General features: G+C 70.7%; 22 protein-coding genes and 1 pseudogene. 8 read left to right on the forward strand and 15 right to left on the reverse strand.

Translation table 11 applies throughout. The features are described 5' to 3' along the window. Positions 1–66: 66 nt before the first annotated feature. Positions 67–150, forward strand: a pseudogene (locus C471_RS18480) (hypothetical protein); the annotation flags it as partial. 121 nt (positions 151–271) lie between these two features. Here C471_RS18480 and C471_RS12115 read toward each other — a convergent pair. Both C471_RS12115 and C471_RS12120 read right to left on the reverse strand, forming a co-directional pair. Next, positions 272–535 (reverse strand): hypothetical protein, encoded by a 264-nt coding sequence (locus tag C471_RS12115; RefSeq protein WP_004049457.1) that lies wholly within the window; start codon positions 533–535, stop codon positions 272–274. After that, positions 513–845, reverse strand: a complete 333-nt coding sequence (locus C471_RS12120; RefSeq protein ID WP_004049458.1) for a hypothetical protein — start codon at positions 843–845, stop codon at positions 513–515. The genes C471_RS12115 and C471_RS12120 overlap by 23 nt, the downstream gene beginning before the upstream one ends. A gap of 123 nt (positions 846–968) precedes the next feature. On the opposite strand from C471_RS12120, the gene C471_RS17740 reads away from it, so the two are divergent. After that, the gene (locus tag C471_RS17740) at positions 969–1118 is read left to right on the forward strand and encodes a DUF7550 family protein (protein ID WP_004049459.1); all 150 of its coding nucleotides are present in this window, start codon (positions 969–971) and stop codon (positions 1116–1118) included. A gap of 120 nt (positions 1119–1238) precedes the next feature. Here C471_RS17740 and purL read toward each other — a convergent pair whose 3' ends face one another. The 3 genes from purL to C471_RS12135 form a co-directional block, all read right to left on the reverse strand. Then, positions 1239–3515, reverse strand: a complete 2277-nt coding sequence (gene purL / locus C471_RS12125; protein WP_004049460.1) for a phosphoribosylformylglycinamidine synthase subunit PurL — start codon at positions 3513–3515, stop codon at positions 1239–1241. A gap of 442 nt (positions 3516–3957) precedes the next feature. Continuing rightward, the gene (locus C471_RS12130; RefSeq protein ID WP_004049461.1) at positions 3958–4227 is read right to left on the reverse strand and encodes a hypothetical protein; all 270 of its coding nucleotides are present in this window, start codon (positions 4225–4227) and stop codon (positions 3958–3960) included. An 80-nt stretch (positions 4228–4307) separates the two neighbouring features. Then, the gene (locus tag C471_RS12135; protein ID WP_004049462.1) at positions 4308–4685 is read right to left on the reverse strand and encodes a hypothetical protein; all 378 of its coding nucleotides are present in this window, start codon (positions 4683–4685) and stop codon (positions 4308–4310) included. Positions 4686–4837: 152 nt separating this feature from the next. Here C471_RS12135 and C471_RS12140 point away from each other — a divergent pair, with 152 nt between their 5' ends. Together C471_RS12140 and kdgK1 are read left to right on the forward strand one after the other, a co-directional pair. Next, a complete protein-coding gene (locus C471_RS12140) occupies positions 4838–5896 on the forward strand; it encodes an MBL fold metallo-hydrolase (protein WP_004049463.1) in 1059 nt (352 codons plus the stop codon). A 184-nt stretch (positions 5897–6080) separates the two neighbouring features. Next, positions 6081–7046: a bifunctional 2-dehydro-3-deoxygluconokinase/2-dehydro-3-deoxygalactonokinase gene (gene kdgK1, locus C471_RS12145; protein ID WP_004049464.1), complete on the forward strand. Its 966-nt coding sequence runs from the start codon at positions 6081–6083 to the stop codon at positions 7044–7046. Positions 7047–7539: 493 nt separating this feature from the next. Here the strand turns inward: kdgK1 and C471_RS12150 are convergent, their stop codons facing one another. The 4 genes from C471_RS12150 to C471_RS12165 form a co-directional block, all read right to left on the reverse strand. Next, positions 7540–8481 carry an aminotransferase class IV gene (locus tag C471_RS12150; RefSeq protein WP_004049465.1) on the reverse strand — a complete coding sequence of 314 codons (942 nt, stop codon included), beginning with the start codon at positions 8479–8481 and terminating at the stop codon, positions 7540–7542. Next, complete coding sequence (locus C471_RS12155; protein WP_004049466.1) at positions 8474–9130, reverse strand: anthranilate synthase component II; 657 nt, start codon at positions 9128–9130, stop codon at positions 8474–8476. The genes C471_RS12150 and C471_RS12155 overlap by 8 nt, the downstream gene beginning before the upstream one ends. After that, the gene (locus C471_RS12160; RefSeq protein WP_049909376.1) at positions 9127–10851 is read right to left on the reverse strand and encodes an anthranilate synthase component I family protein; all 1725 of its coding nucleotides are present in this window, start codon (positions 10849–10851) and stop codon (positions 9127–9129) included. The genes C471_RS12155 and C471_RS12160 overlap by 4 nt, the downstream gene beginning before the upstream one ends. A gap of 71 nt (positions 10852–10922) precedes the next feature. After that, on the reverse strand, positions 10923–11528 hold the full coding sequence (locus tag C471_RS12165) for a helix-hairpin-helix domain-containing protein (protein ID WP_004049468.1): 606 nt from the start codon (positions 11526–11528) through the stop codon (positions 10923–10925). Between the two features lie 149 nt (positions 11529–11677). Between C471_RS12165 and C471_RS12170 the strand changes: the two genes are divergently transcribed. After that, complete coding sequence (locus tag C471_RS12170) at positions 11678–12136, forward strand: hypothetical protein (RefSeq protein WP_004049469.1); 459 nt, start codon at positions 11678–11680, stop codon at positions 12134–12136. Between the two features lie 37 nt (positions 12137–12173). Here C471_RS12170 and C471_RS12175 read toward each other — a convergent pair whose 3' ends face one another. The 3 genes from C471_RS12175 to sppA all read right to left on the reverse strand — a co-directional run bounded on the left by C471_RS12175 (position 12174) and on the right by sppA (position 15291). After that, positions 12174–12998: a shikimate dehydrogenase gene (locus C471_RS12175; RefSeq protein ID WP_004049470.1), complete on the reverse strand. Its 825-nt coding sequence runs from the start codon at positions 12996–12998 to the stop codon at positions 12174–12176. 127 nt (positions 12999–13125) lie between these two features. Beyond that, on the reverse strand, positions 13126–14253 hold the full coding sequence (locus tag C471_RS12180) for a DUF373 family protein (protein ID WP_004049471.1): 1128 nt from the start codon (positions 14251–14253) through the stop codon (positions 13126–13128). Positions 14254–14355: 102 nt separating this feature from the next. After that, positions 14356–15291 (reverse strand): signal peptide peptidase SppA, encoded by a 936-nt coding sequence (gene sppA, locus C471_RS12185; RefSeq protein ID WP_004049472.1) that lies wholly within the window; start codon positions 15289–15291, stop codon positions 14356–14358. Positions 15292–15517: 226 nt separating this feature from the next. Here sppA and C471_RS12190 point away from each other — a divergent pair, with 226 nt between their 5' ends. Continuing rightward, positions 15518–17047 (forward strand): uracil-xanthine permease family protein, encoded by a 1530-nt coding sequence (locus tag C471_RS12190; RefSeq protein ID WP_004049473.1) that lies wholly within the window; start codon positions 15518–15520, stop codon positions 17045–17047. Positions 17048–17222: 175 nt separating this feature from the next. Here C471_RS12190 and C471_RS12195 read toward each other — a convergent pair whose 3' ends face one another. The 3 genes from C471_RS12195 to C471_RS12205 all read right to left on the reverse strand — a co-directional run bounded on the left by C471_RS12195 (position 17223) and on the right by C471_RS12205 (position 20429). Continuing rightward, positions 17223–18146, reverse strand: coding sequence for a coiled-coil protein (locus C471_RS12195; protein ID WP_004049474.1), 924 nt, complete (start codon positions 18144–18146; stop codon positions 17223–17225). A 262-nt stretch (positions 18147–18408) separates the two neighbouring features. Further along, positions 18409–19104 (reverse strand): 2,5-diamino-6-(ribosylamino)-4(3H)-pyrimidinone 5'-phosphate reductase, encoded by a 696-nt coding sequence (locus C471_RS12200; protein ID WP_004049475.1) that lies wholly within the window; start codon positions 19102–19104, stop codon positions 18409–18411. An 80-nt stretch (positions 19105–19184) separates the two neighbouring features. Beyond that, positions 19185–20429 carry an MFS transporter gene (locus C471_RS12205; protein ID WP_004049476.1) on the reverse strand — a complete coding sequence of 415 codons (1245 nt, stop codon included), beginning with the start codon at positions 20427–20429 and terminating at the stop codon, positions 19185–19187. Between the two features lie 456 nt (positions 20430–20885). Between C471_RS12205 and C471_RS12210 the strand changes: the two genes are divergently transcribed. Continuing rightward, positions 20886–21305: a VOC family protein gene (locus C471_RS12210; protein WP_004049477.1), complete on the forward strand. Its 420-nt coding sequence runs from the start codon at positions 20886–20888 to the stop codon at positions 21303–21305. Between the two features lie 52 nt (positions 21306–21357). Next, positions 21358–21717 carry a hypothetical protein gene (locus tag C471_RS12215; RefSeq protein WP_004049478.1) on the forward strand — a complete coding sequence of 120 codons (360 nt, stop codon included), beginning with the start codon at positions 21358–21360 and terminating at the stop codon, positions 21715–21717. The last annotated feature ends 2 nt before the right edge of the window (positions 21718–21719 follow it).

The raw sequence follows: 21719 nt of genomic DNA on the forward strand, positions 1-21719 counted from the left end.
TAGATACTCCGTTCCTCATACCTCACATATGACTGATCTCTCTTACGAGCTTGTCCGGACGAGCGCGTGACCGTTCCGATGGGGGAGGTCGGCAGCCGCAAGATCGACATCGGCGTGGCCGTCATTCTCATCAGCGTGCTGGTCGCGTACGCGATTCCGTTACCCGACCTTTTGGGCGCCGGCGCGACGAGTTCGATGGTCACGGAGACCGGGGACTCAATGGACGACTCCGTAGCGATCGAAACGGACGAAGCGCCGAGAGTGAACGCCATCACCCGTTCGCGTCCTCGTCGGCTTTGCGCAGCTCCGCGTCCGCGAACTCCCGAACCCGCTGTCTATCCTCGGCACTCAGATCGACCGCCTGTGCGCTTTCGATCTGCCCGTTCACGACCGCGTTCTGCTGTGGTCCCCACACCTCCGGCGGGTGGGTCTTGATATACTCCGCCCACCGGATCACCTGCTCGTAGCGGGGCGGTCGCTCCGGGCTGTTGTCCGCTTCGGGCGAGCCCTCCTCAGGCGTTCGTGAGTCGCTCATAACGGTCCTCGACGTCGAGTCGTTCGACCCACGTTTCGAGTCGGAGGGCGGGAAAGCGTTTCTCCGAAGAGCGTGTACAGGTGTGCGGCGTCTTCGAGTTCGGTTCGACCGCCGAGCAGCGCTCGATGAACACGTCGATGACCCCGGTCGACCGCGACCGGCCAGCGGGAATCGCGACGTAGCCGGCGACGAAGACGTGGCTGATGTCGAGTCGGCGAAGGACCTCGGAAAAGCCGACCGCGAGCTCGTCGAGCCGATTCGGCTCGCGGTCGACGACGAGCCCGCGATCGGTGAGTTCGACGCCGGCCATGCGTGTTGGTCCACGCGGAGTCTGACAAATCCCTCCGACGATCCGCCGGGAACACCTTCGTGTCCGTCGCGTCCGCCGCGCCGTTCAGGTGCCCTTATGTGTCCCCCGTACGCACCCACGCACATGGACGACCACTCCCACGAGCCCGATCCGGACAAGCGCGTGACCGCCCCCATGCAGGAGTTCGGCAGCCGCGAGGTCGGCATCGGCGCGGCCGTCACCCTCGTCGGCCTGCTCGTCGCGTACGCCATCCCGTTCTTCTTTACGTTCTGAGCGACGCCGTCGCTCTCGACTTTCAAACTGCGGAGAACCGCTGACAGCGACCCGATTCTCGAAGACATCTGGTCAGCGCGTGATCGGCAGCGCGATTCGACCCACCGGTACGAGACCGATTCAGGCGAGTTCGCGCTCGATGACGCCGCGGAGATCCCGGATCGCGTCGGCGTCCATCTCGACCGCGTCGTCGCCGACCGCGAGCGAGAGCGCCCCGTCCGTCGTCACGTCGCCGAGCCGGAGGACGGGCAGGTCGCCGGCGATCTCGGCGACAGCCTCGGGGTCGGTCGTCTGGACGACGAGGCGGCCGGGCGTCTCCTCGAAGGCCGCGACGCGGTCGGGGAGGGTCACGTCGGCGCCCGCCTCGTCGGTCACGAGCTCCGCGAGCGCCACCGCGAGTCCGCCGTCGCTCACGTCGTGGGTCGCGAGCGTCGACTCGTGGCGCGCGACCGCCGCGAGCGACGCGACGCGGTCGGCGAGGTCGCCGCCCTCCGCGGACGCTCCGTCCGGCAGTTCCGGGAACCGGTCGGTGCCGCCGGCCTGCGCGAGGTACTCGGAGCCGCCGAGCGCGCCGCCGGCGGCGTCGCCGTCGCCGACCAACAGCAGTTCCGAGTCGTCGGCGCGGTCGGCGTCGAGGGCGGCGGGCGGCGCGTCGTACCCCTTCCGGGTGCCGATCAGCGCGAGCGTCGGCGTCGGCGGGATCGGGCCTTCGACGCTGTCGTTGTACAGCGAGACGTTGCCGCCGACGACCGGTGTGTCGAGGTCGGCGCAGGCGTCGGCGAGCCCGTCGACGATCCCCTTGAATCCGCCGTACACGTCCGGTTTCTCAGGGTTGCCGCCGTTGAGGCAGTCGACTGCCGCGAGCGGGACCGCGCCCTTGGCGGCGAGGTTGGTCGCGTTTTCGAGGGCGACGGCGCGGGCGCCCTCATAGGGAGCGGTCTCGGTCCAGTTCGGGTTCGCGCCGGAGGAGAGCGCGAGACCGACGCCGTCGGGATCGCCTCCCTCGGAGGCCTCCCCGTTCTCCTCCGTCTCCCGGATCGCCATGATCGCGGCGTCGTCGCCCGGTGTCATCGCGGTGCGGACGCCGACCTCGTGGTCGTACTGGCGGTACACCCAGCGCTTGCTCGCGGTCGAGGGCGCCGAGACGACCGCCTCGACCGCCTCGTCGAGGGGCGGCTCGGGCGCCGGGAGGTCGCGGTCGGGCTGTGCGGGGGCCTCGCTGGGGAGGTCGTTCATCGGAGCGCCGTCGGCGAGGTACTCGGCGTCGACGTCGACGACGACCTCGGACTCGGCGTCGTCCGCGTCGTCGGCTCCGGCGCCCGCGAACTCGCAGACGTAGTTCCCGTCGGTCACCTCGCCGATGACGGAGCAGCCGAGGTCGAAGCGCTCGGCGAGCGCCGCGACGCGGTCCACGTCCTCGGGGGCGACCTCGTAGCACATCCGCTCCTGGCTCTCGGCGAGCAGGATCTCCATCGCGTTCATCTTCGGCTCGCGCTGGTGAACCGCGTCGAGGTCGATCCGGGCGCCGAGCCCGCCCTTCGCGACCAGTTCGGAGGAGGCGCCGCCGAGGCCCGCCGCGCCCAGATCGCGGGCCGACAGGACCAGGTCCTCGTCCACGAGCGCCTCGTTGCACTCGATCAGCCGCTTCTCGGCGTAGGGGTCGCCCACCTGCACGGCGGGGCGGTCCTCGGTCTCGGCGTCCTCGGCGAGGTCCTCGCTGGCGAAGGAGGCGCCGCCGAGCCCGTCGCGCCCGGTGCCGTTGCCGACGAGGACGAGCTTGTTCCCGGGTTCCTGTGCGGTCGCCGTGACGAGCCGGGACTCATTCGTGAGGCCGACGCAGGCGACGTTGACGAGGGGGTTCCCCTCGTAGCCGCCGTGGAACGCGACGCTGCCGCCGACCGTGGGAACCCCGATGCAGTTGCCGTAGTGGGAGATCCCCTCGACGACGCCCTCGAAGAGGTAGCGGGAGCGCTCGCGGTCGAAGCCGCCGAAGTACAGCGAGTCGAGCAGGGCGATGGGGTACGCCCCCATCGACATCGTGTCGCGGACGATTCCCCCGACCCCCGTCGCCGCCCCGTCGAACGGGTCCACGAAAGAGGGGTGGTTGTGGCTCTCGACGCCGAAGGTGACGTACTGGTCGCCGTAGTCGTCGGCGTCGCGGTCGGCGGCCGGAACGTCGGCTGCGTCCGGCTCGGGCAGCGCGAGGACCGCCGCGTCGTCGCCGGGACCGACGACGACTTGGTCGCCCTCGCTCTCGAAGGCCGACAGCAGGGGCCGCGAGGAGCGGTACGCGCAGTGCTCGCTCCAGAGGTTCTCGAACAGCGCGGCCTCGGCCGCCGTCGGCTCCCGGCCGAGCTCCGCGACGACGAGCTCGTGGTCCGGCTCGGACAGACTCATTCACTTACGTGGTTATCGAGCCCGTTCTAATGCTTTTCTATGTGCACGTTCGTGTGGTTACGGGCGACTTCGACGGCGGCACGGTTCGCGGTGCTGTGCGGTGGCGCGTGCCGCCGAGCGTCCGAAGGGCGCGAGTAGAGAGAGACCGAAGGTCTCTCTGACAGTCGGCGGCGAAGCCGCCGACGAGAGCACGCGCGAGGGACGCCGCGAGCGCTTTTAAGCGCGAGCGGCGAGGCTGGGGAGGCGTGAGGCTGCTGTGCGGGGCGGAGTGGGGCGCAAAGGGGCAGCCGCGCTCGACTCCCACAGCTCGCTGGGATTCGTCGAGCGCGGCTGGGGATTTGGAAGCGTTCACGCCGATTCGGTGTCCACGACTTATAACCGGTCGACTTCGTCGAACCACTTCGTAACTGGCGACGTGTGGCCTGTCCGTACTCAATATCGGTCAAGCGAGGGCCAGTTGCAGAAGCAGTCCAACCGTCCAGATACCCAGCCCGAAGACGAGGAGATACGTGGTCGGCCCGTACTCGTCGACGATGGGGTTCTCTTCGTACCGGACCACTCCGAACAGGCCGGCCAGTAACAGAACGGCGCCACCGATGAGCTGCAGTCCGGTCCCGGCCGTTAGGGGCCGTCCGTCGACGATCCCGACCTGAGCCAAGAGCAAGACGCCGACCGTAGCGAAACAGATCGCGACCAACTTGGAGGGATACATAGACGCCAGATCGCCCGTCACCCGTAATACTGCATCGAACTGTGTCGATCTGCGGCGATCACGACGCGCCCGTCGACCACTTAGAAAACCGCGAGCGACACGCCGTAGATCACCAGCGATCCGACCGCGCCGACGGCCAGCGACTTCGTGTTCAGCCGCACCGCGCGCCGGCGGTCCGCTTCGAGGGCCGCCTCGTCTTGCACCTGCTGGGTCCCCCCGCCCACGTCGAAGACGCCGATCCCGGCGAAGCCGACGCAGAACCGCTCGCGGTACTGGAAGTACCCCATCGCGGCGCCGTACAGCGGGAACAGCGAGAGGATCAGCGTCCAGCGCGGCCACTCCATCACAAAAATCGCGGCGACGGTACCGACCGCGAGCAACAGCGACGCGATCCCGAGGAGGAGCCGCCGTCGCTGTTGGGCCGGTCCGATGTTGCACACGCCCGGTTGATACTCCATACCGATCACACGGGGTCCGCGCTCGAAAAGAGTCCGGATCGGCGTGGTCGCTCCGCCTCGGCCGTCCCGTCGCTCGACGACACCTCGCGCCCCGATCCGGAACGTCGTTCCGCGGTGGCAACCCTCAAAAGGGCTCCCGACGACCCTCTCGTGTGAAACGGATCCAGCTCGGCAACACCGTCTTCGAGGGCGAAAACGACGTGTACCTGCTCGACGGCGAGACGACCGCGCTCGTCGACACCGGCGTCGCGCTCCCGGACGTACGCCGGGATCTGGAGGCCGGCCTCGCCGAGCACGGAGTCGCGTTCGCCGACGTCGACGCCGTCGTCCTCACCCACTGGCACCCCGACCACGCGGGGCTGGCCGGCGAGATACAGGCCGAGAGCGACGCGGACGTGTACGTCCACGAGGCGGACGCGCCGCTCGTCGACGGCAGCGAGGCGCCCCTCTTCGCCGACCGCGACCTCCAGCGCGAGACGTTCGACCGGTGGGGGATGCCGGAGGCCGACCGGGAGCGGCTGACCGCCTTCTTCGACGCGGTGAGCGCCGATCTCAGCGGCCGCCCCGCCGACGTGACGACGTTCGGCGACGGCGACGCGATCGACGCCGGCGGCGTCGAACTCGAGGCGGTCCACCTGCCGGGCCACACCGCCGGGCTCACGGGGTTCGCGTTCGACCCGCGCGAAATCCCCGGCCGCGAGCCGGTCGGGGCCGAACGCGGTCGCGCCGCCCCCGGCGAAGAGCTGTTCGCGGGGGACGCCCTCCTCCCGAGATACACCCCGAACGTCGGCGGTGCGGACGTTCGCGTCGACGGCCCGCTGGCGGCCTACGCCGAGAGCCTCGCGCGGATCGTCGCCCGCGACTTCGACGCGGCCCACCCCGGTCACCGCGAGCGGATCGACGAGCCGAGCCTGCGGGCCGCGACCATCCTCGACCACCACCGCCACCGCACCCGGCGCGTGCTCGACGTGCTCGCAGACGAGGGCCCCGCGACCGCGTGGGAGGTCTCGGCGGCGCTGTTCGGCGACCTCTCGGAGATCCACGTCCTCCACGGCCCCGGCGAGGCGTTCGCACACCTCGATCACCTCGCCGACGCCGGCGTCGTCGAGTCCGACGGGACCGCCTACCGGCTGGTCGACCCGAGTCCGGACGTCGACGCGCTGTTCCCGACGACGCCCCTCGACGACGCGGTCGACGGCTCGGAAGGGTAGTCGATGGGACCGCGCCGTTGAGGGGTCCGAGAACCCACCTCCCGTTCCCCCCTGTTCCGCATCGCCCGCCCCTCGCTCCCTCGCCCGTCCCGCCGCCGATCGCGGGTCCTTTTGTACTCCCTCGCCGACGCTTCGGTATGCACACCGAAGCGACTGCGGCGACCGCAGCGACCCCACCGACGGGGTGGTCGGCGTGACGGATCTGGTGACGTTCGGCGAGACGATGCTCCGGCTCTCGCCGCCGCGCGGCGAGCGGCTGGAGACCACCGAGGCCCTCGACGTGCAGGCGGGCGGCGCGGAGAGCAACGTCGCGGTCGGCGCCGCGCGGCTCGGCGCCGACGCGGTCTGGTTCTCGAAGCTCCCCGACTCGCCCCTCGGCCGCCGGGTGATCGGCGAGCTCCGGAGCCACGGCGTCCGGACGGGGGTGGCGTGGGCCGACCCCGAGACGAGCCGGCTGGGTACGTACTACCTCGAACACGGCGGGGAGCCGCGCGGGACGAACGTCATCTACGACCGCGCCGACGCCGCGATCACGACGGTCACGCCCGCGGAGCTCCCGACCGGGGCGCTGGAGTCGGCCGACTACTTCCACACGACCGGGATCACGCCCGCGCTCTCGGACCGGACCGCGGAGACGACGACGACCCTGCTCCGCGCCGCGGGCGAGGCCGGCGTGACGCGCTCGTTCGACCTCAACTACCGAGCGAAGCTCTGGGACCCCGAGACCGCCCGCGCCGCCTACGAGGAGCTCTTCGAGCACGTCGACACCCTGTTCGTCCCTCGGCGAGACGCCCGCGAGGTGCTGGACCGCGAGGGCGACGCGGTCGAGATCGCTCACGGGCTCGCGTCCGCGTTCGACTTCGAGACCGTGGTCGTCACCCGCGGCACGGAGGGCGCGGTCGCGCTCCGCGACGGTGAGATCTACGAACAGGGCGTCTTCGAGGCCGACACCCACGACGCGATCGGCACCGGCGACGCGTTCGTCGCCGGCTACCTCGCGAAGCGGCTCGACGGGGGCGAAATCGGCGACGCGCTGGAGTGGGCCGCCGCGGCCGCCGCCCTGAAGCGCACCGTCGACGGCGACCTCGCGGTGATCACGCCCGGCGACGTCGAGAGCGTCGTCGACGGCCCGGGCGGGATCGACCGATAGCGTACTTATAAACCGACACTGTGCGGTGGCGCGCGCCTCCGAGTGGCCGAGAGGCCACGAGGAGCGCGTGCGAGGTCGCCGTCGCGTAGCGCCGGCTGCCAGAGGGACCTCTGGTCCCTCGCTGGAGTCGGTCGCCCGGAGCAACGCGGAGGGCGACCGACGAGGCTGGGGAGGNGTAGCGCCGGCTGCCAGAGGGACCTCTGGTCCCTCGCTGGAGTCGGTCGCCCGGAGCAACGCGGAGGGCGACCGACGAGGCTGGGGAGGCGTGAGGCTGTGGTCCCGCGAGCGGAGCGAGCGGGAGCACGGAAGTCGCAGCGCTGAGCGCAGCGAGGCGGCCGTCTTCCGGCGGTGCTGTGCGGGGCGGGACTCAAAGGGCAGCCGCGAGCGGCCGGGGCTTTGGCGGTGTTCACCGCTGCTCCACCGACGCCGACGAAATCTGAAAGATAGACGGAGACGCCGACCGACCTGATCCAAGTTCCCGCGCAGAAACGCGTTATAACCGTTCGCCCTCGTAGTACCGTTCCTCGACGCGTCGATCGAACAGCCGCGAGAGCAGCGCGGTCAGCGGTCCCTCGACGCCCTCGCCGTCGCCGTCGACCGCGATCCCGTCCACCGTCGCGACGGGTCGGATCTCCCACGTCGAGTTCGTCAGGAAGACCTCGTCCGCCTCGCGCACCGCGTCCGGTGCGTACGTCCCCTCCTCGACCGGGATCCCCTCCGCCTCGGCGATCTCGATCACGGCGCGCCGCGTCACGCCGGGGAGGATCGGCCCGTCGAGCGAGGGCGTCTTGAGGGCGGTGCCGTCGGCGAAGAAGAAGTTCGAGGTCGCCCCCTCGGCGACGTTCCCGTCGGGATCGAGCATCAGCGCCTCGTCGGCGCCGGTCACGCGCAGCTCCAGCCGCGCCAAGATCCCGTTGAGGTAGTTGTGCGTCTTCGCGTCGGCCGGGAGCGCCCGCGACGCGGGCTTGCGGGTCTTCGTCGTCTGGAGCGCGGCCGGACCGTCGTGGACCGGCGCCGAGTCGACGCCGCCGCGGGGGAGCAGCTTCGCGATCACGACGACGGTGGGGTCGACCTCGGGCTGCGGGTCGAGCGTGCCGGGCTGGACCCCCCGGCTTATCGAGAGTTTCACGTACGCGTCCCGGAAGTCGTTGGCCGCGAGCGTCTCGTCGATCCGGGCCTTCAGGTCCGCGTCGGTGAGGCCGTGATCGAGCCCGAGCGTCTCGCAGGTGTCCGCGAGCCGCGCGGCGTGTGCGTCCCACCGAAATACCTCGCCGCCGTACGCGCGCAGGGTCTCGAAGGCGGCGTCGCCGTAGGCGAACCCGCGGTCCTCGACCGAGACGGTCGCCCCGCTCGCGGGGACGAGCTCCCCGTCGACGTGGTAGCGGCGCTCTTCGTCCGGGTCTCTCGCACCGCTTCCGTCTCGTCTCTCACTCATCCTCGCACACCTCCACGAAGTTCCGCACCATCGCCTTCCCGCGCGGCGTCAGGATGCTCTCGGGGTGGAACTGCACGCCGATATGCGGTTTCTCGCGGTGGCGCACGCCCATCACGACCTCGCGTTCGTCCTCGGTCCGGGCCGTCTCGACCAGTTCGTCCGGGAGGTCCTCGCGCTCGACGCACAGCGAGTGGTACCGCCCGACGCGGAGCCGGGCGGAGAGTCCCGCGAACACGCCCGCGCCGTCGTGGGCGATCGTCGACGGCTTCCCGTGGACGACCTCCGGGGCGTGGCCGACACGGCTCCCGCCGCTGGCGCACAGCGCCTGATGGCCGAGGCAGACGCCGAACACGGGGCGATCGAGCTCGAAGGCGTCGATCGAGACCCCGGCCTCCGCGGGGGTTCCCGGACCGGGGGAGACGACGACGCCGTCCGGATCGAGGTCGCGGATCCCGGCCAGATCGACCGCGTCGTTGCGCCGCACCGCGACCGCGCCGGCGACCTCGCCGACGTACTGGACGAGGTTGTACGCGAACGAGTCGTAGTTGTCGACGACGAGCACCCGCGCGTCGGCGTCGCCCGCGCCGGGACGCCAGCCGTCGCGGTCCTCGCTCCCGCCGCGCCCGGCGTCCGACTCCCGCCTCGTCATCGCTCCACCTCCTCGACCGCCATCTCGCCCGCCGCGAGCGCCTCGTCCACCGCGGTCACGAGCGCTCGGGCCTTCGCGAGCGTCTCCTCGTACTCCGCGTCGGGCTCGGAGTCGTGGACGATCCCCGCGCCGACGCGAAGGTGGTACTCGGCGGCCCGCCGGACCAGCGTGCGGATGACGATGTTGAGGGTCGCCCGCCCGTCGAAGCCCGCCGCGAGCATCGAGCCGGTGTAGGGCCCCCGGCGCGTCGCCTCCAGTTCGTCGATGATCTCCATCGTCCGCGGCTTGGGTGCGCCCGTGATCGTCCCGCCGGGGAAACACGCCGCGATCGCGTCGGCGAGCCCCACGTCCGGCCGCGCCTCGCCCTCGATCAGGCTCACGAGGTGCATCACCTCGCTATACCGGTCCACGCGGCGGTACTCCGCCACGTCGACCGAACCGAACCGCGACACCTTCCCGATGTCGTTGCGCTCTAAGTCGACGAGCATGGCGTGTTCCGCGCGCTCCTTCGCGTCCCCGGTCAGCTCCGCCTCCAGGTCGGCGTCGGCCTCGGGCGTCTCGCCTCGCGGGCGGGTGCCCGCGATGGGTTCCGTGACGAGGCGGGCGCCGGAGTCGTCTCCGCCGCGCTCGCCGGCGCTCGCGTCCCCGGCCGGAACCCGCTCCAACAGCAGCTCCGGGCTCGCGCTCACGAGGTCGACGCCGGAGGGGGCGTCGCCGCCTCCGCCGGCTCCGCCTCTGTCCTCCCCGTCTCCCACTCCGTCGTCCCCCACGTAGCCGTCTTCGCGCGAGAACTCGATCAACCCCGAATACGGTGCCGGGTTCACCGTCCGAAGCGCGTCGTACGCCTCGACCGGGTGGACCGCGGCCGGGGCGCGCAGCCGCTGCGAGACGTTCGCCTGAAAGGTGTCGCCGTCGCGGACGTACGCTTTCACCCGACGGACCGCCTCGGCGTACCCCTCGCGCCCCGCGTCGCTCTCGAAGGTCGCCGTCGACGCGTCCGGATCGGGCGCCGGCCCGACCGCGGGGTCGCCCGCCTCGATCCGGTCGATCAGGTCGCCGGCCCGCGCCGCGCCCTCGTCGAACAGCGCGTCGAGGGCGTCGCGGTCGGCGTCCGAATCGTCGAGCCCCTCGGGAACGCGCGGGCAGGCGGTCACGCGGAGGTCGACGGGGTCCGCGGGGTCGTCGCCGGGGTCGTCGTCCCGAGAAACCGGACACTCCCACGCCGCCACGCGGTCGAAGACGCCGACCTGGAGCCGGGGGAGCCCGCGGTCGTCGACCGCGCCGGGACCCGCGGGCGCCGGCTCCGGAAACGACTCGAGTTCGCGGGCGGCGTCGTACGAGAGCCACCCGAACGCGCCGCACGGGTAGGGAACGTCGCAGTCGCCGCGCGCGAGGGCCTCGCCGTCGATCAGCCCCTCCAGCGCCGCGAGGGTGGGGCTCGGCCGCCGGTAGTCTCCGGCGGGGTGCCCCCCTTTCGACGCGACCACCGCGCTCCCGGAGACGGTGAGCCGCTCGACCGGATCGACGCCGAAGTACCCCCACCCGGACTGGCCGCCGGTGGTCTCGTAGAAGAATCCGCCCGGCCCGTCGCGGGCGCGCCGGTAGGCCGCGAAGGGGGCGTCGACGGCGACCCGCCGCTCGACCGGGACCCGCGCTCCAGCGGGCGCCGCGGCGGCGGCCTCGCGGAACCGGTCACGGTCGGTGTGTACCGATCGCTGCATGCCTCTCGGTTCGGCGGGGCCGACGAAACAGTTGCGGTCGTCGACCTCGGACACGGTCGCAGTCGGCGTAGTCAGAACTCCTTGGCGCGGTCTATCCACGTCGCGGCCCGTTTCTCGCCGACGCTCGCGCCCTCGGCGACCGCCTCGGCGTCGGCGGCAGCGAGGTCCTCGATGGTCTCGATCCCGATCTCGGCGAGCCGCTCAGCGTAGGCCGGCCCGATGCCCTTGAGATCCTCGACGTGGGATCCCGTGTCGTCGTCGTCGACGGCGACCTCCTCCTCGCCGCCCTCCGCGGCCTCCGCCGGCTCGGCAGCCTCGGACGGGTCCTCGGCGGTCTCCTCCTCGTCGACCAGCGACTCGGTCGAGGCCGCCGCCTCCGTCTCGGTGGCGACCGGCTCGTCGACCTCTGCCTCGTCGACCTCCGCCTCGTCGACCTCTGCCTCGTCGACCTCCGCCTCGTCGACCTCCGCCTCGTCGACCTCCGCCTCGTCGTCGTCCGACTCCTCCTCCGCGGACGCGCCGTCGGACGCGGCCGAGGCTCCCGATTCCGGCTCTGTTTCCGTCTCCGATTCCGGCTCCGGTTCGTGCTCGACGGTCACTTCCGGGTCCGTCTCCTCGCGCTCGGTGCGACCGCTCCCGAACCCGAGCTTCTCTTTGATCTTCTGCAGTAGGGCCATCGCCGGAAGATACGAACGTCGGATATTTAAAAGCCGTCGCCGGGCCATCTCGTCGCTTCCAGTCGGCGTCGACCCCCTCGTCACCCGGCGACCGCGTCTCGTCGGGTGATCCCGCCGGTTTATAAGGATCACCGGCGCGTACGGGAGGTATGGACGCTCTCAACCCGGTCATGTGGTCGGTCCACGTCGCCTTCGCGGTGCTGTGGACCGGCGGCGTGTTGTTCGTCGCGCTGGCGGTGCTTCCGCCCGCGCTCCGCGGCGAGATCGACGGCGGCGCGCTCGGCTCTATCGTCGGTCGCCTCCGGTGGATCACCCGAATCGCCGCGGTCGCGTTCCTCGCCTCCGGCGGCCACATGGCGGGCACGCTGTACACGTTCGGGTCGCTCACGGGGAGCGCCCGCGGGTACCTCGTGTTGGCGATGATCGCCCTCTGGCTCCTGATCACCGGCCTCGTCGAGGTCGGCAGCGGGAAGATCCTCGACGGCGTCGACGCCGGGAAGCTCCGCGAACCCGCCCGCGACGCGAAGCCGTTCTTCTACGGCGCCGCCGGGCTCTCCGTGGCGCTCGTCGTCGCCGCCGGCCTGCTCGCGAGCCCGACGCTTTTCTGACGCGGTCGCGGTTCGCCCGTCTCCGACCGTTCGCTCCTCACTCCAGTTCCGCCCGCAGCGCCGCGTTCATCGCCTCCACCGGCGCGTCGGCGCCGGTCCAGATCTCGAACGCCTCGACGCCCTGGAACAGCAGCATCCACGCCCCGTCGACCGTCGTCGCGCCCGCGTCGGCCGCCTCCCGCAGGAGCCGGGTCTCGATCGGCGCGTACACCGCGTCGAGCACGGCGAGGTCGCCGTGGAGGTGCTCGGCGGGCACCGGCGTCGACTCGGGGTCGTCCATCCCCACGCTGGTCGCGTTGACCAGCACGTCGGCGCCGGCGACGCGGTCGCCGAGGTCGTCGAGCCCGCCGCCCGTCGCGCCCGGGACCGCCTCGGCCAGCTCGACGGCTCGCTCCGCGGTGCGATTCGCGACGTGGACCGCCGCGCCCGCGTCTGCCAGCGCGAACGCGGCCGCCCGCCCCGCGCCGCCGGCGCCGACGACGACGCCGTCTCGGCCGTCCAGTTCGACATCGTGATGAGAAAACGCCCGTTTCACGCCCGCCGCGTCGGTGTTGTGGCCGCGGGGGCGGTCGGCGTCGCCCTCGCGGACCGGTCCGAAGTCGACCGTGTTGACCGCGCCGATCCGCTCGGCGAGGGGCGCGGGGTCGACCGCCGCCAGCGCGTCCCGCTTGAACGGGACCGTGACGTTGAGCCCGGCGACCCCGAGCGCGCCGGCCCCCTCGATCGCCGCGGCGGCGTCGTCGGGGTTCGGTTCGAACGTCACGTAGCGCGCGTCGATCCCGAGCGTCCCGTAGCCGGCCTCGTGCATCGGCGGCGACAGCGAGTGGCCGACCGGGTTCCCGATCAGTCCGTAAACCTGCATGGCGAGTCACGCGCCCGCGACCGACTAAAGAAGCGCGGTCGACGCGAGGAGACCGCGGGAACAGGGCGCGATCGATCTGGGCGACCCGAGAAACGAGGGCGGTCGTCTCAGCGAGACACTCCCCGCCTCACTCCCCGTCGGTGTCCCGGTCCGCGTCGATCACGTCCTCCAGCGTCTCCGTGCCCACGTCGCTCGCGAGCTTCACTCCGACGAGCGAGACCACGATGCCGCCGACGATGAACGCCGCGAGCTGTTGGACCGGGGTGACGGCGACACCCGCTATCTCGAACGGGTCGAGGATCGCCTCCTGCGCCAGGAAGTAGCCGGCGAACCCGCGGACGACCAGGGCGACCGCGGCGATGACGAACGGGAGGTTGAGGTACGGCGTCCGGATCCCCTCGTCGCGGATCAGCTCGTCGAGCAGCCGGCCGACCGCCGCGGTCACGCCGGCGACCGCGAACCACGGAACCGCGGCGTAGACGAACTCGACCGCGCCCACGAGCGCCGGGGCCTCGCTCAGCTCCGACGCAGAGAGCACCCCGAAGAAGCCCCCGACCAGCGCGAGTCCGCCGGCGACCACGTAGGTCACGATCGACACTTGGCCGGCGTACAGCGCCTCGCGGACCCGCTCCGGCATCCCCGCGACGAACCGGTCGATCGCGAGGCCCTTGTACAGCAGCGCGGCCCCGAGCAGCCCGGCGACGCCCGCGACCGCCTCGGCGGCGGTGAACCAGTAGAACAGCGCCGGCAGCAGCAACAGCGCCACGCCGAACGGGACGAGGATCGTCGACCGGAGCTGCTCGTCGGCGAGGAACTGCTTCAGCAGGTAGTAGGTCGACTCGATGTCGCGGGCCTGCCGGACCACCACGCGGTCGACGGAGTCGACCGGCATCCGCGATTCGACGATCGGGAGCACCTGCTCGTCCTCCGCGGAGTCGACGACGACGATCGCGGCCCGCGGCTCGTAGCGGTCGACGAGGTCGTCGAGCTGGGCGGCGATCGAGCGGTCGGCGCCGACCGCGCTGTCGCTTTCCGCCGACACGACCGCGACGACCGCCTCCTCGCGCTCGTCGCGGAGGTCGCGGGCGACCCGCAGCGATTCGAGCAGGCAGTTGACGCTGGCGTCCTCCGGGTCGCTCAGCCCGGCGTCCGTGACGAGCGAGCGGACCGCCTCCCAGCCGGCGACCGGCATCGGGACGTTGGTGGCCCGCCCGATCGCCCCGGATCGGTCGATACAGATGACCAGCGTCGTCACGTTTCGACACTCGATCCGCCCGGATAAAAAGCTCCCCGTCGCCGGGGGATCGGCGCGGCCCTTCCGGCTCGCCGCGGCGCTCCGGCGACCCGTCCGCCCTACTTACCGCAGTTCGACGTCCACGTCGCCGCCCTCGCTCGCGAACACGCTCGCGACGCCGTTTCCGGCGGCGAACGCGACGCGCTCGGCCCCGATGCCCAGCCGCTCCGCGAGCCCGCGGTCGGGCGTGAACTCGCGGACCTCGGGCTCCGCGTCGATCAGGTCTCCGAGCCGGTCTTCTACGTCGTCCTCGGTACCGAGCTCGTCGACGAGCCCGATCTCGGCGGCGTCGCTGCCGAGGTAGACCCGCGCCTCGGTCTCCCGGATCGCCTCCGGGTCCATGTCTCGCCCCTCGCTGACTGTCTCGACGAACTGCTCGTAGTAGCCGTCGATGATCCCCTGGAGGTACTCCCGTTCGTCCTCCTCGATCTCCCGGAGCGGGACGCCGGCGTCCTTGTACTCGCCGGCGGTGAACTGCTCGTAAGAGACGCCGAGCTTGTCGGCCAGCCCGGCCGCGTTCGGGCGAGAGCCGACGACGCCGATCGAGCCGACGAGGCTCGCGTCGCGCGCCCACAGCTCGTCGCAGCCGCTCGCGATCCAGTAGCCGCCGGACGCGCAGGTGTCGGTGGCGTACGCCAGCGTGGGACCGTCGAAGTCGGCCGCCGCGCGCCGGATATCGTCGCTCGGCAGCACCTCGCCGCCGGGGGTGTTGAGCTCGACGACGAGCGCCTGCACGTCCTCGTCCTCGTCGGCCGCCTCGATCTGCTCGACCACGTCGTCGGCCGTCGCCCCGCCCGGTCCCGAGAGCGGGGACGGTCGGCCGGCGTCGCGGGTGATCGTCCCCGAAACCGTCACCTTCGCCGCGTTGTACTCCTCGGTCTCGCCGAATCGACCGCGGGTGAGTCGGGCGATGAGCCGTTTGCCAGCCATCGTCGCCGTCGCGCCGACTACGGCGGCCGCGAGGAGGTTCCGTCCGGTCGACCGCGCGTCGCTTGCCATACCGCCGGTAGGGCGTGCGTCCGTTTATATATACTGTCGGCGACGGAACCCGCACGTCGCCGGGGACCGGGCCGCGGGTCCGATCGCCCGAGGGCTCGGCTCGCGGACACCTCGTCGCCCGTCGGCGTCTCGGCCGGCTCGGTCCCGAATCGCGAGACCGAAGCCCCCGTCTGGCACGTCTCGAAGGCCGAATTTTTGTAGCCCTGTGTCGATGGACGCCACAAGGATGGGAGGCAACGACGACGGAGACTCGTTCGTTCGGTACGGCATCGATGACAGACCGCCGCTCGGGAAGTCGCTCCTTCTGGGCGCTCAGCACTATCTCACGATGGTGGGCGCGAACATCGCCGTGCCCCTCCTCCTCGCCGGCGCGATGGGGATGCCCGAGGAAGTCATTCCCCGTTTCGTCGGCACGTTCTTCGTCGTCTCGGGGATCGCGACTCTCGCGCAGACGACGTTCGGCAACCGCTACCCGATCGTACAGGGCGCACCGTTCTCGATGCTCGCGCCCGCGCTCGCGGTCATCGGCGTCGTGACGGCGAACCCGCCGGAGGGTATCGTCGCCTGGCGTGCGGCGCTACTCCAACTCCAGGGCGCGATCATCGTCTCCGCGCTCGCCGAGGTCGCGATCGGCTATCTCGGACTCGTCGGACGGTTGCGGAAACACCTCTCACCGGTCGTCATCGTGCCGGTCATCGTCCTCATCGGCCTGTCACTGTTCAACGCGCCCGAAATCACGACGACCGATCAGAACTGGTGGCTCGTCGGTCTGACGCTGGTCACCATCGTTCTGTTCTCGCAGTACTTCGGGGAGAAGTCCAAGGTCTTCCAGCTGTTTCCGGTCCTCCTCGGTATCGTGGTCGCGTGGATACTCGCCGCGGCCCTGTCGGTCCTCGGCGTCTTCGGAGCGGACGCACCCGGTTACGTCGACCTGGCGAGCGTCGCCGCGGCCGACCCGGTCCACCTCATTTATCCGCTTCAGTGGGGCGTCCCGAGCGTTACGCCCGCGTTCGTCATCGGCATGCTCGCCGGCATCGCCGCCTCGATCGTCGAATCCATCGGCGATTACCACGCCGTCGCCCGCCTCTCCGGCATGGGCGCACCCAGCAGCGAACGGATGAATCACGGGATCGGCATGGAGGGACTCATGAACGTCTTCTCCGGGGTGATGGGAACCGGCGGGTCGACCTCGTACTCCGAGAACATCGGAGCGATCGGTCTCACCGGCGTGGCCTCACGGTACGTCGTCCAGATCGGTGCCGCGCTCATGATCCTCGTCGGGTTCGTCGGCTACTTCGGACAGCTCGTCGCCACCATCCCGAACCCGATCATCGGCGGTCTCTACATCGCCATGTTCGCCCAGATCGTCGGTGTCGGTCTCTCGAACCTCAAGTACGTCGACCTCGACTCGTCGCGTAACATCTTCATCATCGGAATCGCGCTCTTCTCCGGACTCGCCGTCCCGGAGTACCTGCGGAGCGTCGGGAGCGCGACCGCCCTCCAACAGGGGCTGGCCGACAGCTTCCTGCTCGGCCCACTCCTCGGTGCCGACGTCGTCGCGAACACGCTCTACGTCATCGGGTCGACGGGCATGGCCGTCGGTGGACTCGTCGCGTTTTTCCTCGACAACTCGATCGCGGGGACGGCCGCGGAACGCGGGCTCACCGCGTGGGAGGAGGCGACCGAAGCGGACGCGGAGTTCACGTCGGCGTACGACCGCTTCGTCTCCGACGAGGAACCGACCCGCACCGACTGATCGGCTTCGAAGCGATTTCGCTCGGACGGGAACCGGCGCGATCCGTCGGCGACACGGACTCACAGCGACACGGACTCACAGCGACACGGACTCAGCGTGTCCGCGCGTGACCGCGCGCTGAGCCGACGCTCGGCGCATCGCGAAAGAGCCGCAGAAACGTCTATTTACCCGAGACTTACAGCAGGCCGGTCTTCTGGAGCTTCATCAGGTCCTCGGTGTCGAGGGTCTCGCCCTCCTTGAACTTCTGGTAGATCTCCTCGGCCTCCTCCTTCTCCTCTTCGCGCTTCTCGGCGCGCTCGTCCTTGCGCTCCTCCTCCTCTTCCTTGTCGAGCTCGCGCAGGCGCTTCTGGACGCGCACGAAGTCCTCGTGGTGCTGGTCGGCGGCCTCCTGGGCCTCGACGAACAGCTCGTGCATCTCGTCGGCCTCGTCGCGGATGTCGTCGGCCTCGCGGTAGGCCTCGATCATCTGGTTGTGGTGCTCCTGGGCCTTGTCCGCGAGCTCCGTCACCTTCTGGTGGTGCTGGGACGCCTCGGAACGGACCTCCTCGGCCTCCTCGACGAGGTCGTCGAGCTCGCTGGTGTCGTCGACCTTCTCCTTCTTCTCGGCGAGCTTCTCGCGCTTCTCGTCGATCTTCTCGATGAGCTCGCGCTCGTCCTCGGCGTCGAGGACCTCCGTCTGCTGGCGGAACTCCAGGTCCTCGATCTCCTCTTTGAGCTCCTCGATGGACTTGCCGGAGCCGAGCTCCATGTCCGATTTGAGCTCCTCGACCTCGTCGAACAGCTCGTTGGCCTCGGCGTTGAGCTCGTTGCGCTTGTCCTTGTGCTCCTGGACCTGCTCGTTGAGCTCGTCGCGCTTCTCGCGGTGTTCCTGGGCCTCGTCGACCTTCTCGCGCGTCTTCGCGTTGAGGTCGTCGCGCTTGGAGGCGCGCTCGGAGGCCATCTGGTTCAGCTCGTTGCGTCGGTCTCGCAGCTGACCGGCGCGTTTGATGAGCTGACCCTTCGACCCGTTCTCAAGGTCGTCCTCAGAAAGGTCCACGTTGTCCGCCTCGTCCATCGCCTCGATATCGTACTGTTCGATGACTTCTTCTTTCGTTACCATTTTTTATCTCTCCATCACCGCTCCGGGGATGGCGAGCGCTCGCCGTCGTGCGTCGAGCCGTACACAAGAGCTCCCGTTCATTTCAGCGTGCGATCCCACCAGCGCCGGAGGCGTTCTGGTAACAGATACTACCGCGGGCCGACATATAAAGACTTCGGTGATTCGGGTGTAAGACGGTAGCATGGACCGTCTACGCCCGGATCCGTGATTATCGATCACATACCGACCGCTACGCATCGCCCCGCCGCTCCCCGCTCGCCGCCTACGACCCGCGGTCGACGACCTCGTACGAGAGCACGATCCCGTCGTCGAGCCGCTCGGTGTCGACCAGATCGAGCCGCGGGAACGACTCGGTGAACCCCTCGCCGTCGGCGAGCGTCGGCGCGTCGCGCCCCCCGATCACCATCGAGCCCACGTACACGTGAAGCTCGTCGACGAGCCCGACTTCGAAACACGAGTAGATGATCTCTCCGCCGCCCTCGACCATCAGCCGATCGACGCCCCGCTCCGCCAGCGCGTCGATTCCCGCCGCGAGGTCGACGTGCCCCTCGCCGGCGTCGTCGCCGTCCGCGCCGACCACGACAACTTCGGCACCGGCTCCCTCGAGGGCCTCGCGGCGCTCCGGCGGCGCGCCCCCGGAGACGAGCACGTAGGTCGTCGCCGCGTCGTCGAGGATCCGGGCGTCTGTCGGCGTCCGCCCGGCCGAGTCGACGACGACGCGGGCGGGGTTGCCGGGGCGACCGTTCCGGAGGCGCTCGACGCGCCGGTCCTCCTCGTCGAGCGTGAGGTGCGGGTCGTCCGCGAGGACGGTCCCGACCCCGACCAGCACCGCGTCCGCGGCCGCCCTGACACGGTCCACCCGGTCGAAGTCCTCCGGCCCCGAGATCCGGAGCTGCTCCCGGCGCCGCGTCGCGAGCTTCCCGTCGACGCTCTGGGCCGCGTTGACGACGACGTGCATACGCGGAGGTCGTCCGCGCGGGGAATGGTCGTTTCGGTCGCCGGCGGGTCCGCTCCTTCCGCCGGGGCTCGATCCGCCGCTCACTCGGTCGCCCACAACCCCGCCGACACGACCGCCGCGAGTGCGAGGGCCCCGGCGAGCAGCCCGAACGCGGGCCGGAACCCGGACGCGTCCGCGACGGCGCCCACGGTCGCGGGGGCGAGCGCGCCGGCCGCCATCAGTAGGGTGCGGACCACGCCGAGCCCCCCGCCGGCCAGCCGGTCGGGGAGCGCATCGATCAGGTACGCGCCCCGGACCGGGCGGAAGCCGTGAGACCCGAGTCCGAACGCGACGACGAACGCGCCGAGGACGATCGGTCCCGCCCCCGTTTCTCCTCCCGTTCCGGCGAAGGCGACGACGCCGACGAGGGCGGCCGCCGCGAGCCCGAGCGCCGCGACCATCACGGGGAAGCGGCCGAGCCGGTCGGAGACGTCGCCGGAGACGAGCTGGACGAAGGTGACCGCGAACAGCGCGGAGTACAGCAGGTTCGCGGTCGCGGTCGACAGCCCGGCCGCCTCAGAGAGGTACAGCGGGAGGAAGGCGACGGCCCCGTTGTACGCGAACGAGGCGGCGACCGTCGCGAACACGAACGCCGCGAGGCGGCGGTCCTCGAACAGCGCGAGGTAGTCGCGGGCTCTCGGGTCGGGCGCTTCCCGATCCGGTCCGCGGTCCGCGTCGGTGGGAAGCCGGCCCGGGACCCGGAGGTAGAAGGCCGCCGCCAGCGCCAGCGCGACGACGCCGGTGACGACGAACAGGCCGCGCCAGTGGGCGCCCGGGAGCCGCGAGAGGAGCGCGGCGAGCGCGGGCGGCGCGGCGACGACGAGCGTGACCGCCGCGGGCGCGGCCACCCCGCCGAGCGCGCCGAAGGTGTCGTGGGCGCCGAGGGCGCGCCCGGTCCGGACCGGGTACACCCGCGAGAGCAGCCGCACCGCGACCGTCTTGTGCGCGCCCGTCCCCGCGCCGATCACGAGCATCGCCCCCGCTAGCACCGCGAAGGGGGTGTCGAACAACAGCGCGAGGGAGCCGACGCCGGCCACGACCGCGCCCAACGCGATCACTCGGACCGCTCCGACGCGGTCGGCGATCGCCCCGCTCGGGAACTGGAGGGCGGCGTAGACGGCCATGAACCCCGAGAACGTCGCGCCGACAGCCGTGTTGCTCACCCCGTAGCTCGCCTGCAGGGACTCGAACAGCGGCGGGAACGCGTACCGCACGAACTTCCCGAGAAACCAGATCAGGGCCGTGAGGACGAGCACGTCGTACTCCCTGATCCGGCCGAGTCTCATCGCCCGTGGGTTCCCCGGTGACGCTTAAAAACGGACGGGACTGCTCGGTCGCCGCTGGTCGTCGATCGACGAGTTTCCGGCGAGAGCGATTTATAAATGAACGCGGCGGTGCGGTGGCGCGCCCCGGTGAGCGGCCCGAAGGGCCGCGAACCGACGGTGCGAGGGAGTCAGTCGCCCGAAGCAGCGCGGAGGGCGACTGACGAGGCTGGGGAGGCGTGAGGTGCCGTGCGGTCGCGGGTGGGTGGGACTCAAAGGGGCAGCCGCGAGGACGAAGCTCGACGACGTAAGAACTGCAGGGAGCGAACGAAGTGAGCGACCGAAGCGCGCAACGAGTCGCGCGAGTCGTCGCGGCTGGGGCTTTGGAGGTCTTCATCGCAAAGTCACCATCAGCCACTGTTCAATCTCTCACGTACGAGGGTCGACACCGTTTTCTCGCCCACGGGCGATCCACGGACCGTGTCCGATCCAACCGCTCACCACGTCGGAATCACCGTCGAAGACCTCGATCGCGCCGTCGACTTCTACACCGAGACGTTCGGCCTCGACCGCCTGACCGAGTTCGCTGTCGGCGGCGACGCCTTCGCCGAGGCGGTCGCCGTCGAGGACGCGTCGGCCGAGTTCGCGCATCTCGACGCCGACGGCGCGATCGTCGAACTCGTCGCGTACGACCCCGCCGCCGACTCAGACGAGACCCCCGAACTGAACCGTCAGGGAGCCATGCACCTCGGTCTCTCCGTCGACGACGTGGAGGCGTTCTACGCCGATCTCGACGACGACGTGGAGACGCTGAGTCCGCCGCGGACGACCGAGACCGGGACGACGATCCTGTTCGTCAGGGACCCGGAAGGGAACCTGATCGAAGTGCTCGACGCCTGAGGCAGGCGGTCAGACGCGTGGGTTTATCCCGTAGACGCCGCGATCCGAGGCCATGCAGACGGACCTCCCGCTGGCCGCGGTCTGCGGCCTCTCGGTCGCGGCCGGCGTCTACGCCTTCATCGCTCCCGACCCGTTCGTCGCGACGGCGGTCGCGACGATGTACGCCGGCGCGAGCTACTTCTACCTCGCGTTCGACGCGGCGCTGCTCGGGAGCGCCTTCGAGTTCACCGATCGCTCGGACCGAGCCGGCTACGCGGTCGGGGCCTTCGGGCTCAGCGTCACCCCGGTGGCGGTCTTGGTCTATTCCGGGACCCCGGACGCCTCGGCGCTCCCGCTCGTGATCCTCGTTCTCGGCGTGATCGCGTTCCTGACGCTCGCCGCGCGGGCGAACCGCCAGACCGATCCCGCCTGATC

Origin of the sequence: Halorubrum saccharovorum DSM 1137, from assembly GCF_000337915.1 — an archaeon.
GTDB lineage: Archaea > Halobacteriota > Halobacteria > Halobacteriales > Haloferacaceae > Halorubrum > Halorubrum saccharovorum.

Bases quoted from the DNA above. Each gene is read 5' to 3' on its own strand.
- C471_RS12215 (WP_004049478.1), top strand. From the start codon at position 21,358: ATGCAGACGGACCTCCCGCTGGCCGCGGTCTGCGGCCTCTCGGTCGCG.
- C471_RS12205 (WP_004049476.1), bottom strand. From the start codon at position 20,429: ATGAGACTCGGCCGGATCAGGGAGTACGACGTGCTCGTCCTCACGGCC.
- C471_RS17740 (WP_004049459.1), top strand. From the start codon at position 969: ATGGACGACCACTCCCACGAGCCCGATCCGGACAAGCGCGTGACCGCC.
- C471_RS12170 (WP_004049469.1), top strand. From the start codon at position 11,678: ATGGACGCTCTCAACCCGGTCATGTGGTCGGTCCACGTCGCCTTCGCG.
- C471_RS12135 (WP_004049462.1), bottom strand. From the start codon at position 4,685: ATGGAGTATCAACCGGGCGTGTGCAACATCGGACCGGCCCAACAGCGA.
- C471_RS12115 (WP_004049457.1), bottom strand. From the start codon at position 535: ATGAGCGACTCACGAACGCCTGAGGAGGGCTCGCCCGAAGCGGACAAC.
- C471_RS12195 (WP_004049474.1), bottom strand. From the start codon at position 18,146: ATGGTAACGAAAGAAGAAGTCATCGAACAGTACGATATCGAGGCGATG.
- sppA (WP_004049472.1), bottom strand. From the start codon at position 15,291: ATGGCAAGCGACGCGCGGTCGACCGGACGGAACCTCCTCGCGGCCGCC.
- C471_RS12190 (WP_004049473.1), top strand. From the start codon at position 15,518: ATGGGAGGCAACGACGACGGAGACTCGTTCGTTCGGTACGGCATCGAT.
- C471_RS12130 (WP_004049461.1), bottom strand. From the start codon at position 4,227: ATGTATCCCTCCAAGTTGGTCGCGATCTGTTTCGCTACGGTCGGCGTC.
- C471_RS12165 (WP_004049468.1), bottom strand. From the start codon at position 11,528: ATGGCCCTACTGCAGAAGATCAAAGAGAAGCTCGGGTTCGGGAGCGGT.
- purL (WP_004049460.1), bottom strand. From the start codon at position 3,515: ATGAGTCTGTCCGAGCCGGACCACGAGCTCGTCGTCGCGGAGCTCGGC.
- C471_RS12200 (WP_004049475.1), bottom strand. From the start codon at position 19,104: ATGCACGTCGTCGTCAACGCGGCCCAGAGCGTCGACGGGAAGCTCGCG.
- C471_RS12160 (WP_049909376.1), bottom strand. From the start codon at position 10,851: ATGCAGCGATCGGTACACACCGACCGTGACCGGTTCCGCGAGGCCGCC.
- C471_RS12155 (WP_004049466.1), bottom strand. From the start codon at position 9,130: ATGACGAGGCGGGAGTCGGACGCCGGGCGCGGCGGGAGCGAGGACCGC.
- C471_RS12150 (WP_004049465.1), bottom strand. From the start codon at position 8,481: ATGAGTGAGAGACGAGACGGAAGCGGTGCGAGAGACCCGGACGAAGAG.
- C471_RS12175 (WP_004049470.1), bottom strand. From the start codon at position 12,998: ATGCAGGTTTACGGACTGATCGGGAACCCGGTCGGCCACTCGCTGTCG.
- C471_RS12120 (WP_004049458.1), bottom strand. From the start codon at position 845: ATGGCCGGCGTCGAACTCACCGATCGCGGGCTCGTCGTCGACCGCGAG.